The 20,342-nt window shown below is 67.4% G+C and carries 20 protein-coding genes; 13 read left to right on the top strand and 7 right to left on the bottom strand.

What is annotated here, in order from left to right; genetic code table 11:
- Positions 1–18: 18 nt before the first annotated feature.
- The 3 genes from NGM07_RS07435 to NGM07_RS07425 all read left to right on the top strand — a co-directional run bounded on the left by NGM07_RS07435 (position 19) and on the right by NGM07_RS07425 (position 2,151).
- Complete coding sequence (locus tag NGM07_RS07435) at positions 19–1,425, top strand: hypothetical protein (RefSeq protein ID WP_253518966.1); 1,407 nt, start codon at positions 19–21, stop codon at positions 1,423–1,425.
- Between the two features lie 53 nt (positions 1,426–1,478).
- Entirely contained in the window at positions 1,479–1,670 is a 192-nt protein-coding gene (locus tag NGM07_RS07430; RefSeq protein WP_253518963.1) for a hypothetical protein, read from the top strand.
- Positions 1,671–1,764: 94 nt separating this feature from the next.
- Positions 1,765–2,151, top strand: a complete 387-nt coding sequence (locus NGM07_RS07425; protein WP_253518961.1) for a hypothetical protein — start codon at positions 1,765–1,767, stop codon at positions 2,149–2,151.
- A 50-nt stretch (positions 2,152–2,201) separates the two neighbouring features.
- On the opposite strand, the gene NGM07_RS07420 is transcribed toward NGM07_RS07425, so the two are convergent.
- Complete coding sequence (locus NGM07_RS07420; protein WP_253518959.1) at positions 2,202–2,924, bottom strand: sugar phosphate isomerase/epimerase family protein; 723 nt, start codon at positions 2,922–2,924, stop codon at positions 2,202–2,204.
- A 160-nt stretch (positions 2,925–3,084) separates the two neighbouring features.
- On the opposite strand from NGM07_RS07420, the gene NGM07_RS07415 reads away from it, so the two are divergent.
- Both NGM07_RS07415 and NGM07_RS07410 read left to right on the top strand, forming a co-directional pair.
- On the top strand, positions 3,085–4,041 hold the full coding sequence (locus tag NGM07_RS07415) for a D-2-hydroxyacid dehydrogenase (protein ID WP_253518957.1): 957 nt from the start codon (positions 3,085–3,087) through the stop codon (positions 4,039–4,041).
- A 53-nt stretch (positions 4,042–4,094) separates the two neighbouring features.
- Entirely contained in the window at positions 4,095–5,519 is a 1,425-nt protein-coding gene (locus tag NGM07_RS07410; protein WP_253518955.1) for a hypothetical protein, read from the top strand.
- Between the two features lie 205 nt (positions 5,520–5,724).
- On the opposite strand, the gene NGM07_RS07405 is transcribed toward NGM07_RS07410, so the two are convergent.
- The gene (locus tag NGM07_RS07405) at positions 5,725–7,032 is read right to left on the bottom strand and encodes an AI-2E family transporter (RefSeq protein ID WP_253518953.1); all 1,308 of its coding nucleotides are present in this window, start codon (positions 7,030–7,032) and stop codon (positions 5,725–5,727) included.
- 473 nt (positions 7,033–7,505) lie between these two features.
- Positions 7,506–8,945, bottom strand: a complete 1,440-nt coding sequence (locus NGM07_RS07400) for an MFS transporter (protein ID WP_253518951.1) — start codon at positions 8,943–8,945, stop codon at positions 7,506–7,508.
- A gap of 144 nt (positions 8,946–9,089) precedes the next feature.
- On the opposite strand from NGM07_RS07400, the gene NGM07_RS07395 reads away from it, so the two are divergent.
- On the top strand, positions 9,090–10,025 hold the full coding sequence (locus NGM07_RS07395) for an HFX_2341 family transcriptional regulator (RefSeq protein WP_253518949.1): 936 nt from the start codon (positions 9,090–9,092) through the stop codon (positions 10,023–10,025).
- A 319-nt stretch (positions 10,026–10,344) separates the two neighbouring features.
- On the top strand, positions 10,345–10,578 hold the full coding sequence (locus NGM07_RS07390; RefSeq protein WP_253518946.1) for a DUF7385 family protein: 234 nt from the start codon (positions 10,345–10,347) through the stop codon (positions 10,576–10,578).
- An 18-nt stretch (positions 10,579–10,596) separates the two neighbouring features.
- Here NGM07_RS07390 and NGM07_RS07385 read toward each other — a convergent pair whose 3' ends face one another.
- Together NGM07_RS07385 and NGM07_RS07380 are read right to left on the bottom strand one after the other, a co-directional pair.
- Positions 10,597–11,271, bottom strand: coding sequence for a DUF1405 domain-containing protein (locus tag NGM07_RS07385; RefSeq protein WP_253518943.1), 675 nt, complete (start codon positions 11,269–11,271; stop codon positions 10,597–10,599).
- An 81-nt stretch (positions 11,272–11,352) separates the two neighbouring features.
- Positions 11,353–11,994, bottom strand: a complete 642-nt coding sequence (locus tag NGM07_RS07380) for a TetR/AcrR family transcriptional regulator (protein WP_253518942.1) — start codon at positions 11,992–11,994, stop codon at positions 11,353–11,355.
- A 133-nt stretch (positions 11,995–12,127) separates the two neighbouring features.
- Between NGM07_RS07380 and NGM07_RS07375 the strand changes: the two genes are divergently transcribed.
- The 3 genes from NGM07_RS07375 (at position 12,128) to NGM07_RS07365 (ending at position 14,362) form a co-directional block, all read left to right on the top strand.
- Positions 12,128–12,535, top strand: a complete 408-nt coding sequence (locus tag NGM07_RS07375; RefSeq protein WP_253518940.1) for a VOC family protein — start codon at positions 12,128–12,130, stop codon at positions 12,533–12,535.
- A gap of 123 nt (positions 12,536–12,658) precedes the next feature.
- A complete protein-coding gene (gene pdxS / locus NGM07_RS07370; protein ID WP_253518938.1) occupies positions 12,659–13,567 on the top strand; it encodes a pyridoxal 5'-phosphate synthase lyase subunit PdxS in 909 nt (302 codons plus the stop codon).
- 108 nt (positions 13,568–13,675) lie between these two features.
- Positions 13,676–14,362, top strand: coding sequence for a polysaccharide deacetylase family protein (locus NGM07_RS07365; RefSeq protein WP_253518936.1), 687 nt, complete (start codon positions 13,676–13,678; stop codon positions 14,360–14,362).
- Positions 14,363–14,398: 36 nt separating this feature from the next.
- Here NGM07_RS07365 and NGM07_RS07360 read toward each other — a convergent pair whose 3' ends face one another.
- A complete protein-coding gene (locus tag NGM07_RS07360; RefSeq protein WP_253518935.1) occupies positions 14,399–15,283 on the bottom strand; it encodes a homoserine kinase in 885 nt (294 codons plus the stop codon).
- Between the two features lie 723 nt (positions 15,284–16,006).
- Between NGM07_RS07360 and NGM07_RS07355 the strand changes: the two genes are divergently transcribed.
- Both NGM07_RS07355 and NGM07_RS07350 read left to right on the top strand, forming a co-directional pair.
- Complete coding sequence (locus tag NGM07_RS07355) at positions 16,007–17,389, top strand: NAD(P)/FAD-dependent oxidoreductase (protein WP_253518933.1); 1,383 nt, start codon at positions 16,007–16,009, stop codon at positions 17,387–17,389.
- A 128-nt stretch (positions 17,390–17,517) separates the two neighbouring features.
- Positions 17,518–18,210, top strand: a complete 693-nt coding sequence (locus NGM07_RS07350) for a prolipoprotein diacylglyceryl transferase (RefSeq protein WP_253518931.1) — start codon at positions 17,518–17,520, stop codon at positions 18,208–18,210.
- Between the two features lie 132 nt (positions 18,211–18,342).
- Here the strand turns inward: NGM07_RS07350 and NGM07_RS07345 are convergent, their stop codons facing one another.
- Positions 18,343–18,930 carry a DUF6149 family protein gene (locus NGM07_RS07345; protein WP_253518929.1) on the bottom strand — a complete coding sequence of 196 codons (588 nt, stop codon included), beginning with the start codon at positions 18,928–18,930 and terminating at the stop codon, positions 18,343–18,345.
- 148 nt (positions 18,931–19,078) lie between these two features.
- On the opposite strand from NGM07_RS07345, the gene NGM07_RS07340 reads away from it, so the two are divergent.
- Positions 19,079–20,320, top strand: coding sequence for an NAD(P)/FAD-dependent oxidoreductase (locus NGM07_RS07340; protein WP_253518927.1), 1,242 nt, complete (start codon positions 19,079–19,081; stop codon positions 20,318–20,320).
- Positions 20,321–20,342: the final 22 nt, after the last annotated feature.

Genomic DNA, 20,342 nt, shown 5'->3' with positions numbered 1-20,342 from the left:
CTCACGGGTGGATTCGATTTGCGCGTTCTCTTCGTTCCAGAGTTGTACCGCCCGGACGACGCGACGGCCAACGGCACGCTCGAAGACGCCGTCCAGTTGGTCGACGAGTGGCTGGACCGCGACCCGAATCTCCACGTCTACTGGCTACTCGCGCCGCCCGAAGCCGCGAACTACGACCCCGAGTACGTCCACGCCGACCGCGAGCGCGTAACGCTCGTCGAGGCCGAACCGTTCATGGCCGGCCACGAGCACGAGGACGCCTTCTCCGAGACGGGCTACACCGAGGCCCAACTGCGCACGATAGAGGAGCGAATCTACGACCGCGGGGCCTACGTCGACGCCGTGGTCGACCAGCACGTGACGGGCCGGTACGACCTCTACAAGTGGCTCCACCGACTCAGCGGCGGCAGCGAAGCGGCGGTCCAACCGGTCGAACTCGTGGGCTACGTCCACGACCTCCGACTCCCGTTCAAGCGCCACGGCCGGGGGTACCCCAACGACGCGCCGACCAAGGTCGAGACCGCGATGGCGACGTTCGTCGACGACCTGTGGTTCAAGGCGGGCGTCGACGCCGACCGAATGCGCGAGTACGCCGGCGAGTTCCTCGACGACGACTTTCTCGACGACCTGGTCGCTGACGCGCTCGAAACCGGGAGTCCGCTCGATTTCTCGGCGTTCGAGGAGTCGTACGCCGACGAACCCGAAACCCTCCACGTCGCGGGGTCGGGTTGGAGGAAGAAGAACCTCGACGTGGTGCTCGACGCCGGCGAGACGCTGTACGAGGAGTTCGGAATCCGGACGCTGATGACCAACATGGACCCCATCCCCGACGGCTTCGCCGAGCGGGAGTTCGTCGACGCCTACCCCGAGTGCTCGAAGGAGCGCTACCGGCGGGCGCTCGACGCGGGCGACCTCGCCATCTGCGCCAGCGACCACGAGACGATGGCCCGCACGCCGTTCGAACAGGCCGCCAGCGGCCAGGTGCTACTCCTCCGCGACCGGCCATGGATATACGACTGCGCGCCCGACGACTACCGACTCACCGCCGACCTCGACGACCTCGAATCGCTGGCGGTCCAGGTAGTCCAGGACTGGGAGGCGGCCGTCGAAGCGAACCACCGCCTCGTGGCATACGTCACCCGCGTCCGGGACCCCGAGCGGTGCGGCCGTCGCACCTACGAGCGCCTCCGTGCGGGCGTCGGGGAGCGGGTCGACGCGTTCGAGGACGACGAGACGCTGCGGCGGGTCGACGCCGCGGTGGCGGAACCGACCGCCGAGGGCGACCGGCCCGGGCCGGTCGCCCTCGGCGACCTTTCGGCGGCGGTCGACGCCCCGGTCGCCGACCTCGTCTACGGCCTGCGGTCGCTCGGGTACGCCGACGACGGGAGTCCGGGAGAGGCGGTGTTCCGTCCGGCGGACGCGTGAGGCGAGTCGCGGCGACGTCGAAAGCTACTTCCCGTTCCTGTCCGGTAGCTAACATGATCTCCATGGACAGAACGGAGTTGTACCAGGTGCTGACGCTGTGGTTCGCCGCGATGATATTCCTCCAGACCGGTTCGGGCGACGGGCACCCGGTCGTCGGTGCGTTCGCGCTCGTCGCTCTCGTCGTCATGTACGTGGTTCCGGTCTATCTAGTCCTGCAACTCGCCGTCGCGCTGCAGGGTGAGTGAGTCCCCTGCGCCAACGGCGTTCAGCGCCATCGCCGATTTATTAGATTCCCGACTGGAGCGTAACGACTACCTTGGTCGACCGAGAGCCCCGCGCATGCACAGAGTCCTCCGATACGCCGTCGCCCTCCTCGTCGGTGCGGCCGCGACCGGCGGCGTCGCCGCCGTCACGCCCGCGGCCGAGCGAACGCCCATCCTGCTCGTCGGAATCGCGCAGGTGTCGGTCGCAGGCGCGACTATCGCGCTCCGATATCCGTCGGCGCTCTGGCGGACCGACGGGGCGAACTGGACGAGCGCCGCGTTCGTTGGCGTCGCGACGTTCGGCGCGGTGGCGTTGCTGAACGGCGTCGAGACGGGGCCGAACTTCGCGGCGGCGGCGCTCGGGGTCGGCCTCGCGTGGTTCGGCTTCGTCGCCGGACTCGCGTTCGAACGCGAGTCCGGCGACGAAGCCGAAGTCGAGTCGAACGACGCCACTCCGTCGTAGAGCGGGTCGAGGACGAGGCCCGCGCGGTCGACCCGGCGGGACCGGCGCGGTCACTCCAAAAGCGAGTCCAGCGTCTCTGCGCCGTGGTGGAGCGAGGCCTCGGGGTCGGTGGGTTCGTCGTGTTCGTACACCAGCCACTCCGCACCTGCGTCGCGGGCCGCCTCGACGCACGCCTCGGCGTCGACCTGGCCCTCGCCGAGTTCGACCGGTTCGCCGTCGCCCACGTCCTTGAGGTGGACCAGCGGCACGCGGTCGCGGAGGCGGCCCAGCAGGTCGACGGGGTCGTGGCTCGCCGCGTCGGCCCAACCGACGTCGAGTTCGAGGTCGATGTCGGTTTCTCCCGCGAGGAGTTCGAACCCCGACGACTCTCCGAGTTCCGTGAACTCGTGGTCGTGGTTGTGGTACGCGAAGTTCGCCCCCGCCTCGTCGAGTCGGGCCGCCAGTTCGGTCAGTCGGCGGCCGGTGTCGGCGACCGCCTTCGCGTTCGCGAAGTCAGCTTCGGGGAGGTACGGGACGACCAGCGTCTCGCAGCCGAGTTGCCGGTAGGTTTCGGCGACGCCGCCGGGGTCGTCCTCCAGGTCGTCGATGCCGACGTGGGCGGCGGCCGCTTCGAGGCCGGCGTCGTCGAGCGCGTCGGCGACGTCGGCGGGGTCGCTGTCGCCGAGTCCGGCGAATTCGACGCCCTCGAAGGCGGTTTCGCCGACGCGGCGGAGGAGGTCGGGGAGCGAGTCGTCCAGCGCGCGGAGCGTGTACAACTGGATCGCTGGTCGCATATCGGTCGGGTACGACGAGGGCGCGTAAATCGATTGTTGTGACGCGGCGGAACGTCCGGGGCACGTCTCGCCGCGTGCGGCGAGGCGCGCGCCGACGGGACGCGCCGAGGAGTTCGGGCCGGTCGGCAGCTATTAGCACGAGTCGCCCGACTACCGACCCATGAGCGAACGCCCGACCGTTCTCGTTCCCCACTATGTGTCGGACAGGGCGCGGAGCGCGCTCCGCGACGAGGTGTTCGACCTCCTCTCGGACGTGGACCTCGCGGTGGCCGCCACGCCGTCCGAGACCGACGACCACCTGCCGAGTACCGAGGTGCTCCTGACCACGAAGTTCCCCGCCGAGCGCATCGACGACGCCCCCGAACTTCGGTGGGTGCAGGCGCTCAGCGCGGGCGTCGACGGCTACGACCTCGACGCGCTGTCGAACGCGGGCGTGGCGCTCACCAGCGCCTCGGGCGTCCACTCCCAACCCATCGGTGAGCAGGTGCTCGCGTACGCACTGATGTTCGAGCGCAACGTCCAGAAGGGGATGAACCAGCAACACCGCGGCGTCTGGGAGAACTACGGCGGCAAGGAGTTCCGGGACGAGACGGTCGGAATACTCGGCCTCGGCGAAATCGGCGGTCGCGTGGCCGAACTCGCCGGGGCGTTCGGCACCGAGGTCATCGGCACCAAGCGCACGCCCGAAACCGCTCCCGACGCCGTGGACGAGGCGTTCGGTCCCGACGGCCTCTACGAGGTGCTGTCGCGGGCCGACTACGTCGTGGTTTCGTGCCCGCTGACCGACGAAACTCGCGGACTGCTCGGCGAGGAGGAGTTCCGGACGATGCGCTCGTCGGCGGTGCTCATCAACGTCGCCCGCGGGGAGATCGTCGACGAGGTGGCGCTGACGGAGGCGCTCCAGGAGGGCCACATCCGGGGCGCGGCCCTCGACGTGTTCGAGGAGGAACCGCTCCCGCCGGAGTCGCCGCTCTGGGACCTCTCGAACGTCGTCGTCACGCCACACATGGCCGGGTCGACGCCTCACTACTGGACCCGCTGCGCCGACCTGTTCGCCGAGAACTACGAGCGGTTCGTCGCGGGCGACCGCGGCGAACTCGAAAATCGCGTGATATGAATCCGACCTAGATTCAAGGGCACGTCCGTCGTATTCGGAGTACTTAGACTGCCATGCGCGTACTCATCGTCCCGGAACTCTACCGGCCCGACGACGCGACGGCGAACGGCACGCTCAACGACGCGATCGTGTGGGTCGACGAGTGGTTGGAGATAGACCCCGACGTCCACGTCTACTGGTTGCTCGCGCCGCCCGAAGTCGCGGACTACGACCCCGAATACGTCCACGCCGACCGCGAGCGCGTGACGCTCGTCGAGGCCGAACCGTTCATGTCCGGCCACGAGTACGAGTACGTCTTCACCGAGTCGGGCTACACCGAAGGACAGTTCGAGGCGCTGCGCGAGGCGACCTACGACCAACTGGGCTACGTCGACATCGTGGTCGACCAGCTCAGGCGCGGCCGGGCCGACCTCTACAAGTGGCTGCTGGCGCTCGACGACCACCACGCCGGCAAGGTCGAGCAGACCGACATCATCACCAACGTCCACGACCTCCAGTTGCCGTTCAAGTACGCCCGGACGGGCTACCGCAACGACTTCCAGCGCGAGACCGAGATCAGCGAGTCGGTGCTCACCGACGGGATGTGGTTCAAGGCGGGCATCGACGCCGCGGGCCTGCGCGAGTACGGCCACCAGTTCATGCAGGAGTCGGTGGTCGACGTCGCGCTCGACGAGGCGGTCCAGACCGGTAGTCCGATCGACTTCTCGCAGTTCGACGCCGAGTACGCCGCCGAGCCGAAGTACCTCCACGTCGCGGGCTCCATCTGGGACAAGAAGCAGGTCGGGGTCGTGATGGAGATCGCCGAACTGCTCCACGAGCGGTTCGGCATCCGGACCCTGATGACGAGCATGAGCAAGATTCCGGCCGAGTACGCCGACCTGCCGTGGGTCGAGGCCTACCCGCAGGCCTCCCGCGAGGAGTTCGAGGGCGCGCTCCGGAAGGGCGACATCTGCATCTCGGCGACCGAGTACGAGACGCTGGCCCGGACGTGGTTCGAGCAGGCCGGCAGCGGGCAGGTGCTGATCGCCCGCGCCCAGCCGTGGATATTCGACTGCATCCCCGACGACTACGAACTCGCCGGCGACCTCGAAGAGCTACCGGACCTCGCGGTGTGGGCGGTCGAGCACTGGGACGAGGCCGTCGAGGAGAGCAAGCGGATGCTGGAGTACGCCAAGGAGATTCGCGACCCGGTGCGGTCGGGGCGCAACACCTACGACGACATGGCCCGCCGGGTCGAGTCGAAGGTCGAGGCCTACACCCCCGACGAGCACGACGCGGTGGTCGGTCAGACGGTCGAGGTCGTGGGCGACTCGTTCGCGCTCGACGACCTGAACGAGCGGACCGCGGAGTTCACCGAGCACGGCGACCCGATACTCGACGGGCCGTGCGCGCTCAGCGAGGTCGTCTTCGCGCTCCGGAGACGCGGGTACCGGGACACCGGCCGGCCGGGGACGCCCGTGTTCGAGTATCGAGGGTAACCGCGCGGCGGAAGTAACCGGAGAGCGAAAGTAACCGGAGAGTGGAAGTGACTGCCCGGCGGAAGTGACTCGCCGACGAACGCAACCGGTCGGTGGCGGCGACCGGACGGTGCGACCGACTGCGTCACGGGCGGCTGGCGCGAATCGCGCCGGCCGCCCGTGACGCCGGAAGCCGCCCCTCTCGACGTTCTCTTTCGAACCGCGTTCAGTTCTCCCCGCCGTGGCTCCCGTCGTCGCGTCTTTGGGGGTCGTCAGGCGACGGTTCGTCCGACTCTGGGTCGGACGACTCCCGCGAGTCGGCGGCGCGGCGGCGCCGCCGACTCGCCAGCGGTCCGACGGGCGGGCGCACTTTCGGGATTCGGTCGTCCGTCTCGGCCGACCACCCGTCGGTCATCGGGCGCGCGTCGGCGTCCGGGGTCGCGAACCGGTCGGACTCGACCAGTTCCGGCAGGATGGTTCGCGCGAAGTGGACGACCAGCACGAGCAACAGCGGTCCGAGGAACAGGCCGTACCAGCCGAACAGCACCGGGCCGACGATGTACGCCAACATCACCAGGCCGGTGTGGAGGTCCCGCCCCGAGACGTAGGGACGGAGCAGAAGTTCGGGGACCGAGTCGACGACCACGAAGGTGACGATCAGGAACACGACCGGGAACCACACCAGCGTGGGGTCGGCCAGGAACGCCGTGACGCCGATCAGGAGTCCGATTGGGATGTACACCAGTTTCATCCCGACGACCGGCACGAGACTGGCCAGCCCGGTGAGCAGTCCGAGCAGCGTCGGTGAGGGAACCGAAACCGCGGCCGGCGCGAACGCGTCCAGCGCGTTGTAGATGACCGCCGCGACGATGGCGATGACGAAGGCGGTAAGGATGTTCCCGAAGTAGACGGTTTCCAGGTCGCCGTCGACCGCCCGGGCGAACGCGACGGTCGGGCTGTCGTCGCCGACGACCTCGGTTCGGAACCACTTCGCGAGGCGGTGGTCGTCCCGGAGCAGGTAGAACGCGACGATGAGCATGACGACCAGGCCGAACGCCGTGCTGGCGAGCACGCCGAGAACCGCCAGCACGGATCCGAGGAGTTCCCGGAGCGCGTCGGCACTCCGGTCGTCGAGCAGTGCCTGCTGGTTCGCCCGCGCGACGTCCGCCAGTTGCTCGGGGTCGAGCAGGACGGAGGTGTCGACGTACGGTCCGAGCACGCCCTGGAACTGGTCGAGGCCGACGCCCGCCAGCGAGCCGAGTTCCCGGACGCTGACGACGACGGTGTAGCCGAGCAGTATCAGGCCCGGGAGCGCGATGCCGAACAGCGCGGCGACGGCGGTCAGCGTCGGCTGGTGGACCCGCCGGAGCAACCGCCGGTACATCGGTCTGGTCGCGTAGTAGACGAACAGACCGAGGAGGAACGTTCCGAGGAACGACGCGACGACGTAGCCGACCGCGACCGCCAGCGCGATAGCCACGAGCCACCACGCGATTCGCTCGCGGTCGAACGAGAGCTCTCGTACCCACCCCATGCACGGACGTTAGACCCGGATACGTAAGTCGGCCGGGGTCGGGGGGAGTTCGCCGGGATTCGACGCGGGACCGATTTATCCCCCGGCGCGCGCTGGCGCGGCCCCGCGGTCACGCGAGCGACGCGAGGGTGACCTCGGAAGACGCGGGGTGTCTTCCGGCGGTTTGGGGCCGCGCCCATGCGCGCGAGGGATGACCGAGCGCCCCTTCGGGGCGCGCCGGAATCGGCTGGGGAGGCGTGTGGCCGTGGCGGTGCGGTGGCGGTCGCGGTCGACAGGGCGCGAAGCGCCCGCACGAGTGGAAGAGCGGAAATCGCACTGGTAATAGAAGATGCGACTGCGCCGAGACGCAGTGCGTCTCGGCGCAGTCGCGTGTCCTTTTTTGGTCCAGATTTTTTCGAGGAGCGGTGGCCGGAGTGCCGGAGGCACTCACGGCCATCCGACGAAGAAAAAAGGTGGGAACGGAAGGTGGGGCTCTAGAATAACGGTTCGCCCATCGTCTCCTCGCCGAACGCGAACACCACCAGGCCGCCGAGGACGAACGCGACGGCAAGGGGTGCGAGCGCGGCCAGATAGCCCACTTCGACCAGCGCGCCAGCCAGAATCGGGCCGATGACCGCGCCGATCTTGCCGACGCCGCCCGCGAAACCGTTGCCCGTCCCGCGAACCTCGGTGGGGAACAGTTCGGGGGTGTAGGCGTAGATGGCGCCCCACGCGCCGAGCGTGAAGAAACTCGCCGCCAGCAGGCCGACGAAGAAGGGCCAGAAGCCCGACAGCCCCGCACCGAACAGCGACACGCCGGGCATCGAAGCGGCGAAGACGAACGTGAACAGCCCCGACAGTGCAAGATACCCGCCGAGGGTCGCCTTCCGGCCGACCTTCTCGACGAGGTAGGCGGCGCTGAAGTAGCCCGGGAACTGGACCAGACCGATGAGCAGGAAGTAGAGGTAGAGGCCGCCGACCGTCAGCCCGCCGACCTGGAGGTCGGAGACGACGCCCGCCGCGCCCACGGTCTGGGGGAGCCAGATGAACACGCCGTAGTAGCCGAAGTTGATGGCGAACCACGCCGCCGCGATCATCGCGGTGCGCTTCCGGAGGTCGGCCTCGAACAGCCGCGAGTAGCCGGGCGAGGAGTCGCTGGTTTCGACCGCGTCGGCCGAGATGGGGGTGTACTCCTCGCCGTTCTCCTCGGCGATCTCGCGGATGCGGTCGTTGGCCGCGTCGACGTCGCCGCGCCGCGCGAGGTAGTAGGGCGTCTCGCGGAGTTGGCTCCGGATGACGAACACGAGCAGGGCCGGGAAGGCCGCGCTGGCGAACAGCAGACGCCAGCCGGCCACCGCGCCGAGGACCGGCACCGCGACGGTGCCGGCGGGCGTGGCGAGCGCCGAGAGGAACAGCCAGGCCAGCACCACGGCGAGGACGTTACCGAGCGGCCAGAAGGCGTCGAGGTAGACCAGGTAGCGCCCGCGGCGGTCGGTCGGCAGGTGTTCGGAGAGGTAGGAGGTGTCGACCGCGAGCGCGCCGCCGAGGCCGACGCCGGTCAGGAACCGGAGCGCGAACCCCGAGTAGAAGCCGGTGGCGAAGGCGGTCAGCCCGGCGAACAGCGAGTAAGTGAGGACGGTCCACTGGAAGGCGTCGATGCGCCCGCGCTCGTCGGCGTACCGGCCCCACGCCCAGTTGCCGAGTATCATCCCCATCAGGCTGGCGCTGCCGAGCAGTCCGGCCGTGAGCCCCGACAGCCCCCACGCGCCGATGAGCACCGGGAGGGTGAAGCTGATGATGATGACCTCCATGCCGTCGAACGCCCACGCGCTCCCGCAGATCGCCAGCAGTCGTCTGTGGAATCGGCCGACCGGGATTCGGTCCATCACCTGCGAGACGGTGACGCGTTCCTCCGTCGCTGTTTGTCCTACCATAGCTTTCGATTCTCCGTAGCGGTCACTGCGAATCGTAGATACTTAAGATTAGGGAAATAATTGGGTCGGTACGGCTGTTCGAAGACTATTCTTCTTCAGAACGGGCTGGTAACGCTTAACCGTCCTTCACCGCTACGGGCGGGTATGCAGACCCACATCGTTCCGGTCGGCTTCGACTACGACCGGCTCATCGCGCCGCTGGTGCGCGACCAACTGGACGTCGACCGGGTCGTTCTGCTGGAGGGCGCGGTCGGCAGCGAGGCCAACGTCGAGTACTCCCGGCGGCTCTCCCGCAAACTCGACCAGGACTTCCGGAACCTGCTCGGCGCGACCACCGAGCGCGTCGTGGTCGAGGACGTCTACGACTACGACACCGCCTTCGAGCAGGCCTACGACCTCATCAACGCCGAACTCGACGGCGGCGGCGAGGTGTGGGTCAACATCAGTTCGATGCCACGCACCGTCTCCTTCGCGTACGCCACGGCCGCTCACTCGGTGATGGTCGAACGCGAGGAGGACCGCGAGAAGATTCACACCTACTACACCGCCCCCGAGAAGTACCTCGAAACCGAACTCGCCGAGGAACTCCACGAGCAGGTCGACCTCCTCTCGGATTTGCTGGAGAGCGACGCTGGCGGAACCGCCGATTCGGACGACGCCGTGGGCCTCGACGACCGCATCGGCGACCGCCTGGAGAGCGCCCGGGAACTGCTCTCGGAGTTCGACGAGCGGGGCACCACCATCGGCGCGAAGGAGGTCGGCGAGGGCCACATCGTCGAACTGCCGGTCGCCTCCTTCTCGAACGTCAAGCCCTTCGAGGAGGTCATCCTGTTCAAACTGGGCGAGGACGGCCAGTTCGCCAGCGTGAGCGAACTCGCCGAGGCGCTGTCCCGGGAGCTAAACGAGGAGTACACCGACAGTTTCCGGTCGAAGGTCATCTACAACGTCGACCGACTCGGACCGGGCGGCAAGGGGTACATCGAGCAAGAAGAGCACGGGAAGTCCTATCGGACGCGGCTGTCGCGTATCGGGGAACTGTGGGTCCGGGCGCACGCGAACGGCGAAATCAACACGGAGTGAGCGAGTCCGACCGTAACGAGGGAATCCGACCGGAGGATGTCGCCGGATAGCGAGACGTTCCTGCGTCGCTACGAAACGGCGAGACGCTCCTCGGCCACCGCCAAATCGCGAACCGAATGCCGTCACGAACCGCGCGGCGACCCGCCGCCGCGCGGTTCGTAGTCGCCCCGGCGTTTCCGGTCATCCACACTCCGGTGTTTCCGGTCGTCCGGCCATCCGGTTCGCATCCGCGTTCAGGCGGCGTCGCCCGTCCGAACGCGTCGCAGGTTGCGCCGAACGATAGGATTATCACGATTCCGCACTTCCGGAAGGCCGAGCCATGGACCGGAGCGAATTCAAGGAACTCGTCTCGTCGTTGACGCCCCACGAGTCGGCCGACACCGTCAACACGTACCGGAACACGGTCAGCATCGCCTGCCCGGCCTGCGGGGATCCGTTCGACGACCTGGTCGTCTGCGAGGGCGAGTACGACAGCCTCGAACTGAGCCGAATTTTGGACCTCTGCGTGACGACCGTCGACGACGACGCGGTGCTGTTCACCCACCAGGAGTGACCGCGCGAGAACGCGTCCCTATTCGGCTTCCAACTTCTTCACCCGCGTCGCCATCGCCAGGAACGTCGCCAGCAGCGTGATGACGACCGCACCCGCGGCCGCCACGTCGTGGGCGTGGACGGCGTGGTTGTACGCCTCGCCGGTCCACTCGGCGGGGATGGTCGTGTGGTGGGGGTCGCCGACCAGCGGGACGAAGTAGTCCACGAGGTCGTTGAAGCCGTACCAGACGACGGCGACGGCGACGGCCCACACCGGGAAGTCGCTGTAGCGGTGGATGAGGAACGCCTCGGCGACCATCCCGAGGTGGCTCCAGAACAGGAAGTTGTACATCCAGACCGAGTTGTACGAGAAGGCGTCGGCGAACGCCAGCAGGACGAACGGCGTCCAGAGGCCGAGTTTGAGACAGCCGAAGAACGCCAGCGCGTTCAGCCACTCCCGACTACGGCCGAGTTTCCAGAGCGCGAGGCTCCCCGCGATGAACAGGGTCGCGACCGGGCTGTCGGGGATAAGCGGCCACATCACCTGCGGTTCGATGGCGAACTGAAAGCGGTAGTACCAGAAGCCGAAGGCCGTCCCGACGAGGTTGATAGCGACGATGACCCACGCGAAGCGCAGGCCGAAATCTTCGACGCGGTCGGGCAGGGGTGCGAGGGGGAAAGGGAGGTGTTCGCGGTCCGGAAGCGCGGTCGCCATTGGCTTCGAGATGACGGGGCGACGTGATAGGTTTGGCGGTGGGGGCGGTTGCGGGCCGAATCGGTTTCGGCTCGACTCGCGTCAGACGAGGAGCATCTCGGAGACGAACCGCTCGACGCCATCTAGCGCCGTCTCGCGCGTGGCCTCGACGTCGAGGGAAAGCTCCGCGTTGCGCGCGCCGTCGACGGTCGCGACGAGAAAGACGGCGGTCGCTTCCGGATCGACGGTCCGGAACGTCCCCGCCTCGATCCCCTCCTCGATGATGTCGGCCACCAGGTCGACTGTGTAGCGGTAGTTCCGCGCGAACCGCTCGCGGAGTTCCGGGTCGTGGGCCGCGAGCGCCTGAAGCTGGAAGATGGCCATCTGGTAGTGGCGCCCGTGTTCGTCGACTCCTCCCGGCCCGTATGCAAAGAAGCGCAATGCGGTCCAGAGTTTCTCCTCCGGGTCGTCGGCCTCCTCGATTCCCAGCAGACGCTTCGTCCCGTCGAAGACGTGGTCGAGGAGCGACCGGAGCAGGTCGTCCTTGGAGTCGAAGTAGTAGTGGACCAGTCCGCGGTTCTTGCCCGCCCGTTCGGCGACCTTCCGGAGCGTCAGGCCCCGGAACCCTTCCTCGGCCAGGACCCAGACGGTCGCCTCCATGAGCATCTCGTGCGTGTCGAACTGCTCCCAGAACGCCTCGTCGTCGGCGTCCGGCGCGCGCTCCTCGTCCCCCTGTTCGGGCATACTCGGTCTACGGGTCCGCCGGTAGTTCAAACGTGCGGACTGCGCGTCGACTCGGCACCGAAACGGTTATCAGTCGACCGTGCCACCCTAGGTTTAGCCAATCGGCTAAAATTGGCGGAAACGCGAAATTCCCATGATAGAGAAACTGTCGATGGTAACGAGAGTCGTCGAAGACCAAAACGAGGCGATTTCGTTCTATACGGAGAGCCTCGGATTCGAAATCAGGCGGGACCACCCCGGACCGCACGGACGGTTCGTCACCGTCGCGCCGGAGACCGACGAGAACGTCGAACTCGTGCTCGTCGCTCCGGACGGCTTCGACGACGAGGGCGTAGAGAGCCTCCGGGCGACGACCGGAAACGACTGGGGCCTCATCTACGAGGTCGACGACTGCCGGGCGACCTACGAAGAACTGCGGGGCCGCGGCGTCGAGTTCCGCGACGAACCACAGGAGATGCCGTGGGGAATCCAGGCGGTCGCGATAGACCCCGACGGGAACGAGACCGTCCTGCAGGAACCGGTCGGCCCCGGCGGGAACTGACCGCTCTCGGACTCCGAACGACCCGGCGCGGGGCGGTCGGAGCGGAGCGGCCCAGAGCGGGGCAACCCGCCGTTTCCGCGAGCAATCGGTACGCATTAACCGTTCGCGTCGAAACCGAGTGGTATGGCAGAGCCTACCGATATCGAGGAGCTAAAGCGTGGGAGCGAACTCGTCAAGCGCGGGTTCGCCCAGATGCAGAAGGGTGGGGTCATCATGGACGTGGTGAACCCCCAGCAGGCCCGCATCGCCGAGGACGCCGGCGCCGTCGCGGTGATGGCGCTCGAAGCCGTCCCCGCGGACATCCGCAAGCGCGGCGGGGTCGCCCGGATGGCCGACCCCGCCGACGTCGAGGAGATAATCGACGAGGTGTCGATTCCGGTGATGGGCAAGTCCCGCATCGGCCACACCAAGGAGGCCCAGATTCTGGAGGCCATCGGCGTCGACATGATCGACGAGTCGGAGGTGCTGACGCCCGCCGACGACAAGTACCACATCGACAAGCGCGAGTTCACCTCGCCGTTCGTCTGCGGCGCGCGCAACCTCGGCGAGGCGCTCCGGCGCATCGAGGAGGGCGCGGCGATGATCCGCACCAAGGGCGAGGCCGGTACGGGCGACGTCAATCAGGCGGTCCACCACCAGCGCACCATCAAGAGCCAGATTCGCGAGCTCGAGGGGATGAACAAGGAGGAACGCGAGATGCTCGCCCGCGAAATCGAAGCCCCCGCAGACCTCGTCCACGAGACGGCCGAGGCCGGCCGCCTACCGGTCGTGAACTTCGCGGCCGGCGGCATCGCCACGCCCGCCGATGCGGCGCTGATGATGCACCACGACTGCGACGGCATCTTCGTCGGGTCGGGCATCTTCGGTGCCGAAGACCCCGAGCGGATGGCCGACGCCATCGTGGAGGCGACGAACAACTGGGACGACCCCGAGCGACTCGCCGCGATCAGCAAGGACATCGGTTCGGGCATGAAAGGCGAGGCCAACGTCGACCTGCCCGAGGAAGAGAAGCTTCAGGGCCGTGGGAACTGAACCCGGCCGCTTCGCTCCAACGCGTTAATTTTATCCGCGAACTCGGGGTTCCGTTACGTCGGACGTTCAGTTCTGTCTGGCTTTGCGGGACCCGCGAAGAATTTTGTAATGCAGGACCGAACACCAACACCGTTTCCGATGCCGACCGCCTACCTCACCGTCGACGACGCGCCGTCGGCCGAACTCCCGCGGAAACTAGCAGTCCTCGAAGCCCGCGACGTTCCCGCGCTGTTCTTCTGCGAGGGGCGTCGACTCGCCGAACACCCCGACCACGCCCGGCGAGCGGTCGAGGCGGGATTCCACCTCGGCAACCACACCTACGCCCATCGACGCGCGTCCGACCTCTCCGTTGAGGAGTTCCGGGACGAACTCGACCGTACCGAGTCGCTTCTGGACGACGTCTACGACCGCGCCTCGGCGACCCGTCCGGCCCGGGTGTTCCGGTTCCCGTACGGCGATACGGGTGGCGACCGGGGCGAGCGATTCCAGCGGATGCTGGCCGACGGCGGGTTCGTCCCGCCGGACCTGACCCGAATCGGGGACGACCGGTATCGGGAGCGCCGCGGCGACGACCGCGACTGGTACTGGACCGTCGACGTCGAGGACTGGACGGCCGATTCGGCGTCCGAACTCCGCGATCGCGTCGAGGCGGCCGCGGACCGCCTCAAGGACGCGTCGAACGATATCGTCCTGTTCCACGATTCGGGGAACACCATCGAGCAGTTCGAGGCGTTCGTCGACCAGTTCCTGGAGAACGGCGTCGCGTTCGCCGACCCGTTGGACCTCGTGGACTGACCGCCGCGAACGCGGCGGTCAGCCCACGGGAACGACCTACGAGCGATAGATTTCGGCGCCGCGGCCGATGCTGGTCGGGTAGGCCCGGGCGTCGACGTCTGCGTCGGCGAACGCCCCGACCATCGCGGCCGCGACGGCGCGCTTGCGCCGGTCGTTCCGGCACACCGCCAGCATCGCGGGGCCGGCGCCCGAGACGGTGACGCCGGTCGCGCCGGCCTCGACCGCGGCCTCGGCGACCGCGTCGTAGCCGTCGATGAGCGCGGCGCGGGCGGGGGACACCACCGGGTCGTCGAGGCCCCGACCGACGAGTTCGGGGTCGTCGCGGGCCATCCCCGCGACCAGCGTCGCGGCGTTGCCGACCGTCTCGACCATCTGGTCGGTGTCGACCGACTCGGGGACGACCGTCCGGGCCTCGCGGGTCGAGACGACCGCCTCGGGCAGGCAGGCCACGACCGGCAGGTCGGCGTCGAACTGCGTGACGCCGTCGTCGGTGACGATGGTGAAGCCGCCGAGGATGGCGGGCGCGACGTTGTCGGCGTGGGCCGTCCCCGAAACCGCCGCCTCGCCCTCGGCGGCGACCCGGACCAGTTCCTCCCGGGAGCGCCCCCGGTCGTAGAGTTCGTTCAGAGCGACCGCCGCGGCGGCCGCGCTCGCCGCCGAGGAGCCGAGGCCGGAGGAGGGCCGGACGCCCTTGTCGATACGGATTCGCGCCGGCGCGTCGAGTTCTTGCGCGACGACCCCGGCAGTGTTCTCTGCGGGGTCGGTCGGGATGAACTGGGCGCCCGCTCCCGATATCTCGATGGTGGTTTCGTCGGCGCGCTCGACGCGGACGATGTCGGCCGGGCGGGCGAGGGCCGCACCGAAGACGTCGAAGCCGCTCCCGAGGTTCGCACTCGTCGCTGGTGCCCGCACCGTAAGCATGCCCGTGCGTTATCACAGCCGAGTCAAAAACTTGCCGACGCAGGGCGGTGAAGAGTCGGTTGAATTTACGTTCTGGGCCGGGTAGTTCGTGAGGTTGGTAATCGTCCCGCACGAGATAAGTGGGAGGTTTCGCGCACTTCCAGAGCCGACTCGACGCGTGCAGTCGCCGCTTTATGCGGCGACAAATCATGCGAGGTCTTCAAGAGTGAAACGACTGAAGGCTCGGAAGTCGAGCGAAGCGAAGTCTTCCGGTGGACGACCGAACGAGCGAAGCGAGTGAGGGAGTCGGCTGAGGAGGGCGTGGTGCGGTGGCGGTCTGGGTGGACGAAAGGGGCCGCCCGCTCGCGGGCCGCAGGCCCCTGGTTGCTTGCGGGACCCCTATCCGGTGAGCGCCGTCAGGCGCAAACCGGATATGTCTCGCAGCGACCGCGAGTTCTGTCGGAAGCAAGTTCCGACACCGACGGACACGTCCGTCGAGCCGTCGTTCACTGCGTTCACGACGACAACGTCACGCTCGCTACGCTCGCGTGACCGGGCGGGGGCTTTCTGGCTGTTCATCATCCCCGTTCCAGTTGTTACTGGTACGCAACGATTCCCACGAGAGTCACGTCTCTCACCATCTCCTGCTCCTTGAACTGGCTCAGGAAATATCCCTGTCATTAGATATCATGCCTCTCGCCGTCGGTGACAAGGCATTTGCCCGCCGACGACGAACTCGGACGTATGATAGGTGTCGTTGGTGGGGGTATCGCGGGTCTCGCGGCCGCCTACCGCCTCCAGAAGCACGGTCACGACGTGCAGGTGTTCGAAGCCAGCGACCAGGTCGGCGGGCTCGCCGCGGTGTACGAGACCGCGGGCGACCCCATCGAGAAGTTCTACCACCACCTCTCGGCGTCCGAGGAGACGATCGTCGACCTCATCGAGGAACTCGGCCTGGGCGACGACCTCGTCTGGCCCATCGGGAAGAACGCCTACTACTGGGACGGAACCGTCCACCCGATGGACAAGCCGTGGGAGATCGCCGCCTACCCCCACATGAGCGTCTACGACAAGTTCCGGCTCACGATGCTCACCCAGGAGATAGACGTCCGCGGTGGAATTCCGAAGCTCGACACGTACGAGAACCTCGAAGACTTCGAGGACGTGCCCATCGAGCAGTTCCTCCGCGAGCACACCTCCGACGGCGTCTACGAGGGCTTCTTCGAACCGCTACTCGACGCGAAGTTCGGCTCCCGGAAGGACGACGTGAGCGCGGCCTGGCTGCTGGGTCGCATCAAGTTCCGCGGCGAGCGCGACCTGCTCCGGGGCGAACCGCTGGGCTACCTCGAAGGCGGCTTCGGCAAACTCCTCGACGCGCTGGTCGACGCGGTGGGCCGGGAGAACATCACGACCAACGCGATGGTCGAGGAGGTCGGCATCGAGGACGGCGAGGTCCGGGACGTGACCGTCGCGGTCCGAGAGCCGGCGGAGGCCGCCCAGGAGGCCGGCCAGGCCGAGGCCGACGGCGGCGTCACCGCCGAAACCCACGACGTCGACGGCGTCGTGGTCGCGGCGATGCCCAACGTCCTCCAAGACCTCACGGGCTATGAGTGCGACATCGACTTCCAGGGCGCGGTCTGTGCGCTCGTGACGATGGAGGACCAGCTCACGGATACCTACTGGCTCAACATCGGCCACGACGCGCCGTTCGGCGCGCTCATCGAGCACACCAACTACATCTCGCCGGACCACTACGGCGGCGAGCACCTGCTGTACGTCGCCAGCTACATCCAGGACTACGAGGAGGAGCTCTGGCAGATGGACGACGACGAGATAGAGGATCTGTGGCTCGGCCACATCGAGGAGATGTTCCCCGAGTGGGACCGCTCGAAGGTGAAGGAGTTCCGCCTCGCCCGGAATCCGCGCGCGGCGCCCATCTACGAGCGGGGCTACCTCGACATGGTGGTGCCCTACGACCTCGGCGACGACATCGCGGAGGGCATCTACTACGCCGGGATGGCGAGTCGGGCCCAGTACCCCGAGCGGAGCCTCAACGGCGGCATCGTCGCGGGCTACGAGTGCGCCGACCGGATCGCGGGCCGGAAGGAAGTGATTCGGCCGGAGTAGCGGTGTCGGCGACGACCGTCGAATCAGCGCCGTTTCGAAGACCGAACCGCGGAGCAGACGCAGCAGGCGTCCGAAAACGCCCAAAATTCTTTTCCGCGATTTTCGCGTATACCGTTCGGGGGAGAACAATGAGTAGCATTCTGTCACGAGACGCGGAGAAGCGTCGAGCAGAACGAACGAGCGACCCGCTGATGCGAGCGTTCGAGGTCGTGCTGGAGGAAGCCGAGTCCGGACGCTCCAGGTCCCAGGACGGTCGCATCGTCCGGCCGTTCCTGCTGGTGGACCTGGGCGCGGCACTCGGTTACCTCCGCGGGAAACGAGGAGGGACGACCGAGACGGTCGCGAACAGCGTCGAGGAGACGCTGGAGACCCGGATGGAGAGTAGCGACCGCGGACGCAGCGGCCGGAGCGGCGGAGGCGGCCGAAGCATCCTCTCGCGGCTGTTCCTCGTCGGCGCGGTCGTCGGCCTCGCGTACGTGCTGCGGAAGCGGTCGGGGTCGGTCGACGAACTCGCCAGCAAGGCGACCGACCGCGCGCGGTCGGTCGCCGACGAGACCGCCAGGCGCTCGGGCGAGGCCGCCGGACGGGCCGAAACGGTCACCGACGAGGCCGCCGACACGATCCGGGAACGCGGCGAGATGGCGGCCGAGACTGTCCAGGAGGGAAGCGAGAAGGCCGCCGACCGAGTGGAAGAAGGCGGCGAGCGCGCGGCCGACCAGATAGAGGGCGCGGGCGAGACCGTAGAGAACGCCGAGGAGAAGGCCGAGGAGTCTGTCAGCGGAGGTTCGAACTCCGACGAAGGCAGCGAAGGCGGCCAGTAGACCGAGGAGCCGACCGGCGCGCCGCAGTCCGCGGTCGTCGACGGACTCGAGCGTTCGGACGCGCGGACTCGGCGTTTCGTCTTTCGGCTTTGTCGCCGGGCGACGCGCTAGCGCGTCGTTCGGCGATTACCGTTACGCCTCGTCGTCGCCCGCGCCGGGCGCCTGCGAGACGTCGACGTCCTCGGGTTCGTCTTGTCCGCCGACGTGGACGTTGCCATCCTCGTCCTGGACGTACACGTCGTCGGCGAAGCCGCGTTCGGCGTAGGGGTGTTCGGGCTCTTCGAGTTTCTCGGGCGTCGAGGGCGCTCTTGGGAGGCCCGCCACCGGGCCGAACTCGCCCAGCGGGTCGTCGATGGTGATGTCGTAGCGCTCGAAGAAGGTCCGGTAGCGGTCGTAGTGGTCGCCGAGTTCGTCGACCGGAATCTCCATCATCTCGGTCCAGCCGTGGTTGTAGAAGTCGAAGTTGGCCTGGACGTGGGTTATCTCGCGGGCTTCGGCCTCGGGCGCGCCCTCCTGGAGCGCGGTGAGGTAGGTGTCCATCGTCGCGTCGAAGAAGGCGTTCAGGTGTTCGCGACGTTCCTCGCGGTGGTCTTTGTCGGCCCGCCGGAGGAAGATGTCGGTGTGCATCGACACCAGTTTGTCTTTCACGAAGTCCGAAACCACCGGCAGTTCCAGCGCCTTCCGGGACGCGAAGTGGCGGACGTTCTGACGAATCTTCATGGTCGGGGATTGGCGCGCGAACCCCAAAAGCCCGTCTGTTGAAAAATCGTCCGGCGTCCGCGTCGTGCAATACTCGCCTCTGTTCGTCGTCCTCTAGCACGATAGCCAGATAGCAACCCACTTTAACCCGGACGATGAACTTTCGGCTATGAGCGAGTCGTACGTGATAATCGGTGACGGTATCGCCGGGAGCTCCGCGGCAGAGACACTCCGCGAGGAGGCTCCCGACGCCGACGTAACCGTCATCACCGACGAGGGCGAGGCCCTCTACAACCGCATCCTCATCAAGGAGTTCGCCAAAGGAAAACTGCCCGAAGCGCCCATCTCCATCCACGAGGAAGACTGGTACGAAGAGCGCGACATCGACCTCTCGCTGAACACGTTCGTCGAGAGCGTCGACCCCGACGCCCACGAGGTCCACACCCACGACAGCGGCACCTTCGAGTACGACAAGTTGCTCGTGGCGACCGGCGGTACCCCCACGCAACTCCCCGTGGACAACAGCGACGCCGAGGGCGTCCACCACTTCTGGACGTTCCAGGACGCCCGCCGCATCGAGGAACACGCCAGCGAGGCCGACACCGGCGTCGTCGTCGGCGCGGGCCTGCTCGGCATCGACCTCGCGGCGGTCTGCGCCGCCCAGGAAGTCGACGCCAAGTACATCATGCGGGGCAACCGCTGGTGGCGCTACGGCCTGAGCCTCGACGGCGCGGAGATCATCCACGACGCCCTCGAAGAGAAGGGCGTCGAGTGCGTCTTCGAGTCCGGCGTCGACGGCTTCCAGACCGACGACGATGGGACGGTCGTCTCGACGGTCGACGCCGACGGCAACGAGTACGACAGCGACTTCGTCGGCGTCGCCATCGGCCTGAACTTCAACACCGAGTTCCTCCAGGGCGCGGGCGTCGAGGAGGACAGCGGCATCGTCGTCGACGAGTACATGCAGACCAGCGCCGAGGATATCTACGCCGCGGGCGACATCACCCGATATTACGACGTCATCCTCGACGAGTACGCCCAGAACGGTTCGTGGGGTTCGGCCAAGGAGCAGGGCCAGATCGCCGCGAGGAACATGGTTGCCGACGACGGGGTCGAGGAGTTCCGCTGGGTGTCCTCCTACTCTATCACCCACTTCGACTTCCCGTTCCTCAGCTTCGGCTTCCCGACGCTGGGCGACGACGAGTGCGAGCGCAAGTACAGCGACACCGAGTGGCGCCGCCTCGCGTTCAAGGACGGCAAACTCGTCGGCGGCGTCCTCATCGGCGACATCGCCCCGCAGGGTCGGTACAAGGACCTCATCCGTAACGAGGTCGAGTGCGCCGACCAGAAGGAGGTCCTGCTGGAGAAGGACTTCGACCCCGAAGAACTCGCGACGCCCCAGGAGCAGTAGTCGGCCGCTCCCGTCGACGTCT

The sequence above is a fragment of the Halorussus vallis genome (assembly GCF_024138165.1).
Taxonomy (GTDB): Archaea; Halobacteriota; Halobacteria; order Halobacteriales; family Haladaptataceae; genus Halorussus; species Halorussus vallis.
Note: the sequence above shows the minus strand (reverse complement) of the source record. Positions and strands in the feature narration are given on the sequence as shown.